This is a genomic window from Sphingosinicella sp. (assembly GCF_052387495.1).
Lineage (GTDB): Bacteria > Pseudomonadota > Alphaproteobacteria > Sphingomonadales > Sphingomonadaceae > Allosphingosinicella.
Genome location: NZ_JBQTJC010000280.1, coordinates 1 through 11,178, shown reverse-complemented (window position 1 = coordinate 11,178; position 11,178 = coordinate 1). Strand labels below are relative to the sequence as shown.

Sequence of the window (11,178 nt, the reverse complement as noted above, 5' to 3'; positions counted from 1 at the left end):
CGGAGTCACGCTCGGCGCCGGCGTGGGCGCAGCGCGGGTCGCGGCCTTGTTCTCGGGCGGCGGCAGGTTCTGCGGATCGCCGAAGCCTTCGGGCAGCAGCGATTCGGGGGCGTCGCGCTCCTGGCTCAGCGCCGGAATCGCGGCCATGAAGGCGGCGGCACTGGCGAGGAGGAGCGCCTTAGCCGGCCAGGACTTCATTCGTCACATCCTGCTCGATTCGCTGGGTGGGCACTTCGCTGTTCCGCGTCGACAGATAGACAAGGAAGCCGACGATCAGCACCAGAAGGACGAGCAGGATCAGCCCGACGGGCGACCGGCGGCGGCGGGCGGGAGCGAAACTGGACCTGCGCATGGCGCGCCTTTTGCCCCAGCCCCGGCCGCTCTGTATAGCCCCCTGACGATGAGCAGAGCGCCCCACCGCCCCGGCCGCGCGATCGTCCTGGTCGGCCCGATGGGCGCGGGCAAGTCGACGATCGGGCCGCTGCTGGCGGAGCGGCTCGCCCGCCCCTTCTTCGATGCGGACGACGAGATCGAACGCGACGCCGGCTTTAGCATCGCCGAGATTTTCGAGCGGTGCGGAGAAGCTGAATTCCGCACCCGTGAGCGGCAAATGATCGCGCGGCTAATCGAAGGCCCGCCCGCGGTGATCGCGGCCGGCGGCGGCGCCTTCGCCGATGCGGACAGCCGCACCCTGATCCTGGCGCGCTGCATCGCGGTCTGGCTCGACGCCGATGTCGAGACGCTGGCCGCGCGCGTCCACGCGGCTCCGCAACGTCCGCTGCTGCGAAGCGGGGACCCGAAGGCGGTCCTCACCGGCCTCGCCGAGGCGCGGAACCCATATTATGCCGAAGCCCAGCTCCGCGTCGAAAACGGCGCGTCGTCGCCCGGAGAGGTCGTCGAAAGGATTGTCGCGGGATTGAAAGCGCGCGCGGCATGATCCGGATCGAGGCGCCGACCTATCCGGTCTTCATCGGCCGGGGCCTGCTCGGCCGCGCCGGCGAATTGCTGCCGGAAGGCCGCCATCACCTCGTCACCGACGAGAATGTCGCCGCCGCGGGCTGGCCGGACCGGCTCGCCCTCGCCCCGACTAGCCTGCATGTCCTTCCCCCGGGCGAGGCGCACAAGACTCTCGTCACCGTGACGCGCCTCGCCGACGCTCTGCTCGACGCCGGAATCGCGCGAGGCGATTTCGTCGTCGCGCTGGGTGGCGGGATGGTCGGCGACGTGGCCGGCTTCGTCGCGGCGATTCTCAAGCGCGGCTGCGGCCTGGTCCAGGTGCCGACCACTCTGCTCGCCCAGGCCGATTCGGCGATCGGCGGCAAGACCGGCGTGAACACCCGCCATGGCAAGAATCTGCTCGGCGCCTTCCACCAGCCGAGCGCGGTGCTGGTCGACGTTGACACGCTCGACACCCTGCCGCGGCACGAGCTGACCGCCGGCTATGCCGAGGTGGTCAAATACGGGCTGGTCGGCGACGCGAACTTCTTCGCCTGGTGCGAGGCGCACGGCGCGGCGCTGATCGCCGGCGATGCCGAGGCGCGGCTCCACGCGGTCGAGACGAGCGTCCGTACCAAGCTCGCCGCCGTCACGGGCGACGAGCGCGACACCGAAGGCCGCCGTGCTTTGCTCAATTTCGGCCACAGCTTCGGCCACGCAATCGAGAGCGAGACCGGGCTTCCGCACGGCGAAGCGGTGGCGATCGGCATGGCGATGGCCTTCCGCCTGTCCGCCGCGCGCGACCTTTGTCCGGCCGATGATGCGCGCCGGGTCGAAGCCCATCTGCGCTCGGCGGGGCTGTCCGCGCGCCTCCCGCCGGTGAATCCCGACGCGCTGCTCGCGCGGATGGCGCAGGACAAGAAGAACGACGGCTGCCGGATGCGGCTCGTGCTGGCGGAGGGGATCGGCCGTGCTTTCCTCGCGCACGATGTAACAACGGACGAGCTCGCGGCCTTTCTCGACGCCGAGGCGAGCTGAGCTCAGCCGGGCTCGTCGGTCGGCCGCTCAGGCTCGGTGATCGTCCGCTCGATGCTGGCGCGCAGGTCGCCGGTTTCGAGCTGCGCCTTGAGCCGCTCGCGGTCGCGGGCGCGGTAGAGCGCCTCGCTGCGGTCGATCTCCTCCTCGTCGACGCCGACCTGCTCCATCGCGAGCCGCGCCATCCGGATCGCCGATTCAAGCAGCTCGCGGACCGCCGCCGCAACCGGCGCGCCCCTGAGCTTGAGCAGCGCCCGCCGGTCATAGGCCCGCACCAGGATGGCGGCCTTCGGGAAAGCGGCGTGGATCGCCTCCACGCGCTCGGCATCGAGCTGGTCGCCATCGAGACAGAACAGGATCAGCTGCGCGTCGGCGGCGCCCGCCTGGCGAAGCAAATCGAGCCGCGTTCCGTCGCCATAGTAGACCTTGGCGCCGAAGCTCCCGGCGACGTCGATCATCTCGATGTCGGTGTCGATCAGGGTCACCTGAATGCCCTGGGCGAGCAGCATCTGCGCCACCGTCTGGCCGAAGCGGCCATAGCCGACGATCAGCGCGTTCGCGCCGTCCGCGACCGGCCCGGGCCGCTCGCCTTTCTCGGGGATCGGCTCCATCCGCATGTTGCGCGTCGCCATCATCAGGAACGGCGTCGCCGCCATCGATAGGGTAACGATCGCGGTGAACAGGCTCGCCGCCTCGGGCCGGATCAGCAGCGCTTCCTGCGCCTGCGCGAACAGGACGAAGGCGAATTCGCCGCCCTGGCTGAGCAGCAGGCCGAGCGCGAGCGCGGGCCGCCACGGCATCCCGAACAGGCGAGCGAGACCCATGATGATCGCCGCCTTCACCGCGATCAGCGCGATCGCCATGGTCACGACGAAGATCGGCCGCGCCGCGATCACGCCGAGATCGACCATCATCCCCACCGCGACGAAGAACAGGCCGAGCAGGATCGAGCGGAACGGCTCGACATCCGCCTCCAGCTCGTGCCGGTAGGGCGTGTCGGCGAGCATCACGCCCGCGATGAACGCGCCGAGCGCGGTGGAAAGGCCGAGCGTCTCCATGACGGCGGCGCTCGCGATCACGGTGAACAAGGCGGCGACGATGAACATCTCGCGTTCGCCGAGATTGCCGATCAGCCGGAACAGGGGCCGCAGCGCATAGCGGCCGGCGAGCACCAGCCCGACGATCACGCCGACCGTATAGAGCGCGAGCAGCCAGCCCGGCGGCCCGCCGACATCGGCGGGGTTGCGCGACATCGCCGCGACGATCGTGATCAGCGGCACGATCGAAATGTCCTGGAAGAGCAGGATGGAAAAGGCGCGCTCACCGAACGGTGTACGCAACCGTCCCGCCGACTGCAGCATCGGCAACACCTGCGCGGTCGAGGAGAGGCCGAGCGGCAGGCCGAGCGCGAGGCAGGCCGCGAGCGTCGAGCCGGTCGTCACCCAGACGAGGGCCGAGACGGCGAGCCCGCAGAGGACGACCTGGACGAGACCGAAGCCGAAAATGTCGTGCTTCATCCGCCACAGCCGCGACGGGCTGAGCTCCAGGCCGACGAGGAAGAGCAGCAGGACGATGCCGAATTCGGCGAAGGTCAGGATCTGTTCGGGATCCTCGACCAGCGCGAGCATGTGCGGCCCGACCAGCACGCCGGCGACGAGATAGCCCAGAGTCGCGCCGAGCCCGAGCCGGCGGAAGACGAGGACGAAGAACAGGGCGAAGCCGAGCAGCGGCACGGCGGTGAGCAGGAGCGGAATCCCCTCGTGCGCGCCGTGGGCGGCCGCCTCGTTCATCGTGCCGAAGCCAGTGCGGCGGCGCGCGCCGCAGCCTCGGCCGCCGCGTCGAAGGCGAGCAGGATCGCCGCGTGACGGGCAGGATAAGCGCGCGCTTCGCTCAGCACCGACAGGCCAGGCCAGGCGCCGGGATCGTCGCGGCTGCCGGCGAGATAGGCGGCGAGCGTATCACGCGCCTCCGCAAGTTCGTCAGGCGCGCGACCGATCGCGTGCGCACCCATCAAAGCCGCCGAGGCCTGGCCGAGCGCACAGGCGCGCACCTCCTGCCCCAGCGCCGCCACCCGGCCGTCCTCGTCCAGCGCGAGATCAACGGCCACCCGGCTGCCGCAGACCGCCGAGGCCTTCTCGACACTCGCCTGCGGCGCGGCGAGCCGCGCATGATGCGGAATCGACGCGGCAAGACGCAGGATGTCGCGGCTGTAGAGAGAGCGGCTCACCCGCCCCACTTAGTGCGGCTCAGCCGCGACGCCAACTCGTCCCTTCGGGTCCGTCCTCCAGCACGATCCCTTCCGCCGCGAGCTCGGCGCGGATTCGGTCTGCCTCGGCGAAGTCACGACGCTTTTTCGCTTCCACTCGCTCATTGATCCAATAATCCAGCGAACGGCCGCGAAAGGTCCCAGGCTCTCCGCGACCCTCAAGGATGTACTCATCCAATCCCAGAAGCGCAGCGCAACCTACGACCCGCTGCCATTGCCCCTCCTTCGCCAATCCGGTCATCACGGAAATTGCGTCGGGGGTATTGAGATCGTCAGCCAACCTCTCGACAAAGAGGTCATCATGCTGAGGAGCAGGCACGGGCAATTTCGTTTGAGAGAGCTTCCAGCGCTGATAGCCGTTCCTAAGGTTGTCTAGCGTCCGTTGTGCTTGCCCCACGAGGCGAGCGCTCCACTCGAGTGGCTGCCTATAATGCCCAAGGAGTAGGGCCAAGCGCAGGTGCGCCCCCTTGTGCCCCTGCGCGAGCAGCTCGCCGACCGTGACGACGTTGCCGAGGCTCTTCGACATCTTCTCGCTGCCCGCCATCGAGAGGAAGCCGTTGTGCACCCAGTAACGGGCGAGCGGCGCGCCGTCGTGGGCACAGCGGCTCTGCGCGATCTCGTTCTCGTGATGGGGGAAGATGAGATCGAGCCCGCCGCCGTGGATGTCGATCGTCTCGCCGAGATGGGCGCGGATCATCGCCGAGCATTCGATATGCCAGCCCGGCCGGCCGCGGCCCCAGGGTGCCTCCCAGCCGATCACGCCGTCGTCCGACGGCTTCCAGAGCACGAAATCGGCCGGGTCCTTCTTGTAGCTCGCCACCTCGACCCGGGCGCCGGCGATCATCGCCTCGCGGTCGCGGCGGCCGAGCGCGCCGTAATCGGGATCGCTGGGCACGTGGAAGAGGACGTGCCCGTCCGCCTCATAGGCGTTGCCGAGCGCGATCAGCCGCGCGATCATCGCAATCATCGGCGCGACATGCGCGGTGGCATGCGGCGCGATGTCCGGCGGCGCGACGCCGAGCGCGCCCATGTCGTCAAGATAGAAGCACTCGAAGCGCTCGGTCACGACCGACGGCTCGACACCTTCTTCTCGCGCCGCCTCGATGATCTTGTCGTCCACGTCGGTGACGTTGCGGGCGTAGATCAGGCTGTCCGGCCCATAGACGTGCCGCAGCAGCCGGGCGAGCAGGTCGAACACCACCGCCGGGCGCGCATTGCCGATATGGGCGCGGTTGTAGACCGTGGGCCCGCAGACATACATCGTCACCCGCTTCGGATCGGTCGGCGCGAAGACGCGCTTCTCCCGCGCCATCGTGTCGTGCAGGCGGATTTCGGTCACTGCGCGTTCCGGGCCTCGTCCCCGGGCGCCGGACCCCGGCGGGCCTCGACCAGGTCGATCATCGTCTCGCCGCTCGACTGGAGCAATGGATAGGTGCGGGCATCCGCGATCCACGTCGGCCGCTGCGCGACGCGGCCCCAGACCGTGTCATAGGCCAGAGTGATCCCGAGATAGAGCAGGGTCGCGCCGATCAGGCCCTTGAGCGCCCCGAAGCCGGCGCCGAGCACCCGATCGAGCGGCCCAACGACCGAGCGGCGGACGCGCGCGCCGACCCGGCGCGAGGCTAGCTTGCCGAGCCCGAAGACGATGCCGAAGACCAGCACGAAGGCGAGCAGCCAGGCGCCGTTCCCCACCGGCCCTTCGAGCAGGCTGGCGAACGGCTCGTGCAGATAGCGGAGCGCCACGATCGCGAGGAACCAGGCGAACAGCGACAGCACCTCGCAGACGAAGCCGCGCAGCGCGCCGAAGACGAGCCCGGCGCCGACCAGCAAGAAGACGACGATGTCGAGCGCGGTGAAACCCATAAGGGCGACAGCTAAGCGCGCCCCAGCAGGTGGTCAACGAGTTGCGCCAGGGTGCGGAACGCCGAGAGCTTCAGCGTGTCCTTTGCGCCACCGACCGCGGCGGGAACCAGCGCCCGCTCGAAGCCCAGCTTGGCGCTTTCCTTGAGCCTCAGGCCGGCATGGGCGACGGGCCGGAGCTCACCCGACAAGGCGACTTCACCGAAGGCGATCGTCTCGGCGGGCACCGGCCGTTCGGCGAGCGCCGAGACTAGGGCCGCGGCGACGGCGAGGTCGGCGGCGGGGTCGGTCACGCGATAGCCGCCGGCGACGTTGAGATAAACCTCGGCGGTCGAGAAGCTCAGCCCGCAGCGCGCCTCCAGCACGGCGAGGATCATCGCCAGCCTTCCCGAATCCCAGCCCACCGCCGCCCGGCGCGGCGTCGCGCCACTGGCGAGGCGGACGGTGAGCGCCTGGATCTCGACGAGCACCGGCCGCGTCCCCTCCAGCGCCGGGAACACCACCGCGCCCGGCACGGCCTCGCCCCGGTCGGTGAGGAACAGGGCGGACGGGTTGGCAACCTCGGCGAGCCCTTCGTCGCCCATTGCGAAGACGCCGATCTCGTCGGTGCCGCCGAAGCGGTTCTTGGTCGCGCGCAGGATGCGGTATTGATGGCTGCGCTCGCCCTCGAAGCTAAGGACCGTATCGACCATATGCTCGAGCACACGCGGCCCCGCGATCGCGCCGTCCTTGGTGACATGGCCGACCAGCACGATCGCCGCCCCGCTTTCCTTGGCGAAGCGGATCAGCTCGTGCGCCGAAGCGCGGACCTGGCTCACCGTCACCGGCGCGCCCTCGATCAGGTCGGAATACATGGTCTGGATCGAATCGATCACGACCAGACCCGGCGGCTTATCCTCCGCGAGCGTCGTCAGAATGTCGCGCACCGAGGTCGCCGCGGCCAGCCTGAGCGGCGCATCGCCGAGCCCCAGGCGGCGCGCGCGCAGGCGAACCTGGTCCGCCGCCTCCTCGCCGGAAATATAAGCGACCGCAAGCCCTTGCGCCGCGACCTTCGCGGCCGCCTGCAACAGCAGGGTCGACTTGCCCATGCCCGGATCGCCGCCGATCAGGCTCGCCGAGCCCACCACCAGCCCGCCGCCCAGCGCGCGGTCGAACTCGGCGATGCCGGTCGCCAGCCGCCGCGGCAGCACGGCCTCCGCGTCGAGCCCGACCAATTCGATCCGCCGCCCGCCCCCGCGCAGATCGTGCTTGGCCGAAAACGGCGTCACCACCCCGGCCGCGTCCTCGACCAGGCTGTTCCACTCGCCGCACTCCGCACACTGCCCAGCCCAGCGCGGGCTGACCGAGCCGCAGAGCTGGCAGACATAGCGCTTCTTGAGCTTGGCCATGATGAAAGCCTAGCGGAACACAAACGGAACATCCAGCCGGAATCGCATCGACGGAACGCACAGGCACCACCCGGCATTTATCCCCCGACAGGCCATTACGCGAGGAGGCAGCATGTTCGTTCAGGTCAGCACCGACAACCAGGTCGTCAGCGATGCCGACGCCAATGCGCGGCTCGAGGAGCGGGTCCGCGCCAAGCTCAAGCGCTTCGAATCGCGCCTCACCCATGTCGAGGTCCACGTCTCCGACGCCAACGGCCACAAGGGCGGCGACGGCGACAAGAAGGTGACGCTGGAGGCGCGGGCCAACGGCCATGCCCCGATCGCGGTCCATGCCGAGGCGGCCCGGGTCGACGTCGCGATCACCGCCGCCGCCGACAAGGCGGTGCGGGCGCTCGACCACGCCTTGGGCAAGCTCCAGAATCACTGAGGTTGCGCGGCGGCGGCGGCCGGCCCTACCAGAGCACGCATGATCCGGGTCGCCTCCTACAATATGCGCAAGGCGATCGGCACCGACCGGCGGCGGCGCCCGGAGCGGACGCTCGACGTGCTCAATGAGCTCGACGCCGATGTGATCGCGCTGCAGGAGGCGGACCGCCGCTTCGGCAGCCGGGCGAGCGCGCTGCCGCCCCACCTGATCGAGGAGCATAGCGACTATAAGCCGGTCGCGCTGGACGCCCGCGCGGGCGGGATCGGCTGGCACGGCAACGCGCTGCTGGTGCGGAAGAATGTCGCGGTGCGCGAACGCCACCTCTTCCACCTCCCCTCGCTCGAGCCGCGCGGCGCCGTCCTTGCCGACGTCGAGGTCGATGGCACGACCCTGCGCATCGTAGGAATGCATCTCGATCTGTCGGGCCTGTGGCGGCGGCGGCAGGCGCACGCGATCCTCGCCCACCTCGCCGAGCAGGACGAGCATCCACCGACCGTGCTGATGGGCGACCTCAACGAATGGAGCACGAGCGGCGGCTGCCTGCGCGATTTCGCCGCGCATCACGTCTTCGCTAGCTGCGGTCGCAGCTTCCACGCCCGCCGCCCGATCGCCCAGCTCGATCGGATCATGGTCTCACCCGATCTCGAAGTGGTGGCGAGCGGCGCCCATGCCAGCGCCACCGCGCGCCGCGCCTCCGATCACCTCCCGATCTGGGCGGACCTTAGGGCGAACGGCGAACGCCGCGTCCTGCCCCCGCCCGAGCCCCGCGAGCGGTTGACCCAGCGGCTTCGCACCTCGCTCAAGACGCGGCTCGGCCGCTAGGAGCAGGCCGCTTCGCCTGGCTTGTCGTAATGCGCGTCCCACCAGCCGCGCCAGCGCGACTCCAGGTCGGCGAAGGCGGCATCGTCGAAGCCGTAGACGGTGAGGATCAGCGCGCCGCGCCCGTCGGGCGAAGTATCGGTCACCGACTTGTCGGTGACGATGAGCAGCCCGTCGCCCCAGTCGGGCATTGTAACCCCGATCTGCCAGTTGTTGTGGTGCCAGACCTCCCCCATCTTTTCGCCGGTCGGCAGGACGGCGTCGATCCCCTCGCCCGGCTCGGCGTCGCGAAGCCGCGTGAGCCCGAGCGCCGCGATCGGCGCGGACCCGCCGGGCTTTGCGCAGCCGGAGAGATAGAGCGCCCGCCGCGCGCCGAGATCGTGCCGCTCCAGCCCGAAGCGGAGCTGCTCGACGAAGCTGATCCAGCCCTCGACCATATCCTCGTAGACGTCGCTCCACTCGGCGTCGGCGGGCATCGCGCGAACGACGCGCAGCACGCTCTTGTCGCCGCGCGCCTCGACCTCGAAGCGATCGCCAAAGCCCTCGAACCGCATGATCTTCGCATCGTCATCGTGCCGCGCATGGGTGACATAGATAAACTCGATCTCTTCCTTGAGGCTCGGATCGTCCCAGCCATGCCAGTTATAGATCTTCGCCGGGTCCTTGAGCGCGTCCCACACCTCGTCGGCCGGGGCAGCGATGGTCATCTCGACCAGGATGCGGTCGCGGGTCGGTGCGGCGTCGGTCATCGTTGAACTCCCTCAGTTGATGCCTGGCGATTTGGCGCGCTCGCCGACGGCGGGATGACCCGCCGCGGTGAGCCTGTAGATTCGGCGGCCCGGTTCGGGCGCGAACTCGCGCGCCAGCGCGGCCAGCGATTCGGCGATCCGCCCAGCGAAGCGCTCGATGTCCTTCGGCGCCGCGAAGCCGATATCGGCCTCCAGCGTGAAGGTGAGCAGCCGGCTCCCCTCCTCCGCAGCAGCCTCGCGCATCCGCGAGACTTCGCGGACGATGCCGGCGGCGGTCCGCACGAGATACCCGGCGGCGAAACTGTCCTGCTTCTCCACCGCGTCCGGATTGGCGGGCCCAAGGATCATCGGGTCGACGAGCAGGGCATCGCTCTTCGCCTCGAGCAGCCGCTCGGTGAAGCCCCGCCGCTTGCGCGTTCCCACGGGACCGATCAGCCCCGCCTCCTCGAGAACACGCAGATGATAGCCGATCTTCTGCCGAGGCATGTCGAGCGCGTTGGCGAGGCTCGATGCCGACCCCGGCACGCGCAGCCGCGCCAGCAGCTCGCGCCTGAGCGGCGACAAGGCCACCCGCGCCGTCGCCGCATCGCCGACCAGGGCGAGTGAGTCGGGTGATGCACTGGCGTCTTCCAAGCCCCGGACCGACACTCCGCCGCCGGAAGGGGCACCCCCGCTGTAGCTCCGTCGACTGCCCCCGCCCCCGCTCCCACCGCCAGAATTGCCGCTGCGCTCAGCCATGACCGTATGTCTATAATTGACAGTTTATTTTGTCAATTGAGATGATCCGACCGCCAGTGGCAGCGCGGGAGGAAGGCGGGGCGTCGCGGCGCGGGGGAGTTGGAGTTGTCGGCGAGGCTCGGCTGAATCGGCTGCGCACTGGCGTGCGACGCCGGTCGCGCGATCCTTAATTCCCTTCGCTTTCGACCTGGTTGCCGTTGGCCGGCTCCTCGGCCACCTCGCCGTCCGCCTCGTCGAGGCGGAGCCAGTCACGGAAGGGGAGGCCGTAGAGCATGTCCATCACTTCATATTCGAGGCCGTTGGGGAGGTTGGTCGAGGAATTCCACAAGGCGACGACGCCGCTGCGCGTGACCGGATCGAACAGGATCAGCGAGCGATAGCCGCGCACGCCGCCATGGTGGCCGATCACGCGGTGGCCGGCATAATCGAGGATGCGCCAGCCGAGCCCATAGGCGGAAACGTTCGTCCGCTCGGCGAAATGACGGCGGCGGCGATTCTCGCGCGGCGTGCGGACGCGCGGCGTCTGCACGATACGCAGCACTTCGGCGCTCAGCACCGAGGGTGCCGCCCCGGTCTGCCCGATCAGCCACAGGGCTAGGTCCTCGATCGAGCCGTTGACCCCGCCCGCCGCGGGCACCCGGTAATAGGACTCGACGACCTCGACCGCGCGCGGGCTCTTGCCGCCGATATGCGAGCGGGCCCAGCTCGGCGCGCCCATCAGGGCGGCGCGGCCGAAGCTCGCGCCGCGCATACCGAGGGGGCGGAACAGCCGCTCCTGCACCACCTCGGCATAAGGCCGGCCAGTCACGCGCTCGACCATCTCCGAAGCGGCATCGAAGGCGACGTTCTGATAGGCGTGGCAGGTGCCGGGCGCGCAGATATTGTGCAGGGTGCCGAGCGAGCCGCGCAGCCATCTGGGATCGAAATCGTCCTCGAGCTTGGCGTCCTGGGCATGGGCGA

General features: G+C 69.5%; 13 protein-coding genes and 1 pseudogene. 4 read left to right on the top strand and 10 right to left on the bottom strand.

Annotated elements, in window-relative coordinates:
• A pseudogene (locus tag ACT4N8_RS15340) lies at positions 1-198 on the bottom strand (hypothetical protein); the annotation flags it as partial.
• The gene (locus ACT4N8_RS15335; RefSeq protein WP_444858980.1) at positions 179-352 is read right to left on the bottom strand and encodes a hypothetical protein; all 174 of its coding nucleotides are present in this window, start codon (positions 350-352) and stop codon (positions 179-181) included. The pseudogene ACT4N8_RS15340 and the gene ACT4N8_RS15335, both read right to left, overlap by 20 nt.
• A 48-nt stretch (positions 353-400) precedes the next feature.
• On the opposite strand from ACT4N8_RS15335, the gene ACT4N8_RS15330 reads away from it, so the two are divergent.
• Complete coding sequence (locus tag ACT4N8_RS15330) at positions 401-937, top strand: shikimate kinase (protein WP_444858979.1); 537 nt, start codon at positions 401-403, stop codon at positions 935-937.
• Positions 934-1,974, top strand: coding sequence for a 3-dehydroquinate synthase (aroB, locus tag ACT4N8_RS15325; protein WP_444858978.1), 1,041 nt, complete (start codon positions 934-936; stop codon positions 1,972-1,974). The genes ACT4N8_RS15330 and aroB overlap by 4 nt, the downstream gene beginning before the upstream one ends.
• Positions 1,975-1,976: 2 nt before the next feature.
• Here aroB and ACT4N8_RS15320 read toward each other — a convergent pair whose 3' ends face one another.
• Genes ACT4N8_RS15320 through radA form a run of 5 tightly spaced genes read right to left on the bottom strand, consistent with a single transcriptional unit; the run spans position 1,977 to position 7,485 of the window.
• Complete coding sequence (locus tag ACT4N8_RS15320) at positions 1,977-3,761, bottom strand: monovalent cation:proton antiporter-2 (CPA2) family protein (protein WP_444858977.1); 1,785 nt, start codon at positions 3,759-3,761, stop codon at positions 1,977-1,979.
• Complete coding sequence (locus tag ACT4N8_RS15315) at positions 3,758-4,198, bottom strand: iron-sulfur cluster assembly scaffold protein (protein WP_444858976.1); 441 nt, start codon at positions 4,196-4,198, stop codon at positions 3,758-3,760. The genes ACT4N8_RS15320 and ACT4N8_RS15315 overlap by 4 nt, the downstream gene beginning before the upstream one ends.
• Positions 4,199-4,217: 19 nt before the next feature.
• Positions 4,218-5,576 carry a cysteine--tRNA ligase gene (cysS, locus tag ACT4N8_RS15310; protein ID WP_444858975.1) on the bottom strand — a complete coding sequence of 453 codons (1,359 nt, stop codon included), beginning with the start codon at positions 5,574-5,576 and terminating at the stop codon, positions 4,218-4,220.
• Positions 5,573-6,100, bottom strand: coding sequence for a CvpA family protein (locus ACT4N8_RS15305; protein WP_444858974.1), 528 nt, complete (start codon positions 6,098-6,100; stop codon positions 5,573-5,575). The genes cysS and ACT4N8_RS15305 overlap by 4 nt, the downstream gene beginning before the upstream one ends.
• An 11-nt stretch (positions 6,101-6,111) precedes the next feature.
• Positions 6,112-7,485 (bottom strand): DNA repair protein RadA, encoded by a 1,374-nt coding sequence (radA, locus tag ACT4N8_RS15300; protein ID WP_444858973.1) that lies wholly within the window; start codon positions 7,483-7,485, stop codon positions 6,112-6,114.
• Between the two features lie 112 nt (positions 7,486-7,597).
• Between radA and ACT4N8_RS15295 the strand changes: the two genes are divergently transcribed.
• Both ACT4N8_RS15295 and ACT4N8_RS15290 read left to right on the top strand, forming a co-directional pair.
• A complete protein-coding gene (locus ACT4N8_RS15295; RefSeq protein ID WP_444858972.1) occupies positions 7,598-7,912 on the top strand; it encodes an HPF/RaiA family ribosome-associated protein in 315 nt (104 codons plus the stop codon).
• Positions 7,913-7,951: 39 nt separating this feature from the next.
• Positions 7,952-8,734: an endonuclease/exonuclease/phosphatase family protein gene (locus tag ACT4N8_RS15290; RefSeq protein ID WP_444858971.1), complete on the top strand. Its 783-nt coding sequence runs from the start codon at positions 7,952-7,954 to the stop codon at positions 8,732-8,734.
• Here ACT4N8_RS15290 and ACT4N8_RS15285 read toward each other — a convergent pair.
• From ACT4N8_RS15285 to ACT4N8_RS15275, 3 genes are all read right to left on the bottom strand, one after another.
• A complete protein-coding gene (locus ACT4N8_RS15285) occupies positions 8,731-9,480 on the bottom strand; it encodes an SRPBCC family protein (protein ID WP_444858970.1) in 750 nt (249 codons plus the stop codon). The genes ACT4N8_RS15290 and ACT4N8_RS15285 overlap by 4 nt on opposite strands.
• A 12-nt stretch (positions 9,481-9,492) precedes the next feature.
• The gene (locus ACT4N8_RS15280; protein ID WP_444858969.1) at positions 9,493-10,113 is read right to left on the bottom strand and encodes a helix-turn-helix domain-containing protein; all 621 of its coding nucleotides are present in this window, start codon (positions 10,111-10,113) and stop codon (positions 9,493-9,495) included.
• A 271-nt stretch (positions 10,114-10,384) separates the two neighbouring features.
• A partial coding sequence (locus tag ACT4N8_RS15275; RefSeq protein WP_444858968.1) for a serine hydrolase domain-containing protein occupies positions 10,385-11,178 on the bottom strand: 794 nt, incomplete at its 5' end.

Excerpts from the sequence above, each read along its gene's own strand:
- ACT4N8_RS15335 (WP_444858980.1), bottom strand. The coding sequence starts at position 352 with ATGCGCAGGTCCAGTTTCGCTCCCGCCCGCCGCCGCCGGTCGCCCGTC.
- ACT4N8_RS15330 (WP_444858979.1), top strand. The coding sequence starts at position 401 with ATGAGCAGAGCGCCCCACCGCCCCGGCCGCGCGATCGTCCTGGTCGGC.
- aroB (WP_444858978.1), top strand. The coding sequence starts at position 934 with ATGATCCGGATCGAGGCGCCGACCTATCCGGTCTTCATCGGCCGGGGC.
- ACT4N8_RS15320 (WP_444858977.1), bottom strand. The coding sequence starts at position 3,761 with ATGAACGAGGCGGCCGCCCACGGCGCGCACGAGGGGATTCCGCTCCTG.
- ACT4N8_RS15305 (WP_444858974.1), bottom strand. The coding sequence starts at position 6,100 with ATGGGTTTCACCGCGCTCGACATCGTCGTCTTCTTGCTGGTCGGCGCC.
- radA (WP_444858973.1), bottom strand. The coding sequence starts at position 7,485 with ATGGCCAAGCTCAAGAAGCGCTATGTCTGCCAGCTCTGCGGCTCGGTC.
- ACT4N8_RS15295 (WP_444858972.1), top strand. The coding sequence starts at position 7,598 with ATGTTCGTTCAGGTCAGCACCGACAACCAGGTCGTCAGCGATGCCGAC.
- ACT4N8_RS15290 (WP_444858971.1), top strand. The coding sequence starts at position 7,952 with ATGATCCGGGTCGCCTCCTACAATATGCGCAAGGCGATCGGCACCGAC.
- ACT4N8_RS15285 (WP_444858970.1), bottom strand. The coding sequence starts at position 9,480 with ATGACCGACGCCGCACCGACCCGCGACCGCATCCTGGTCGAGATGACC.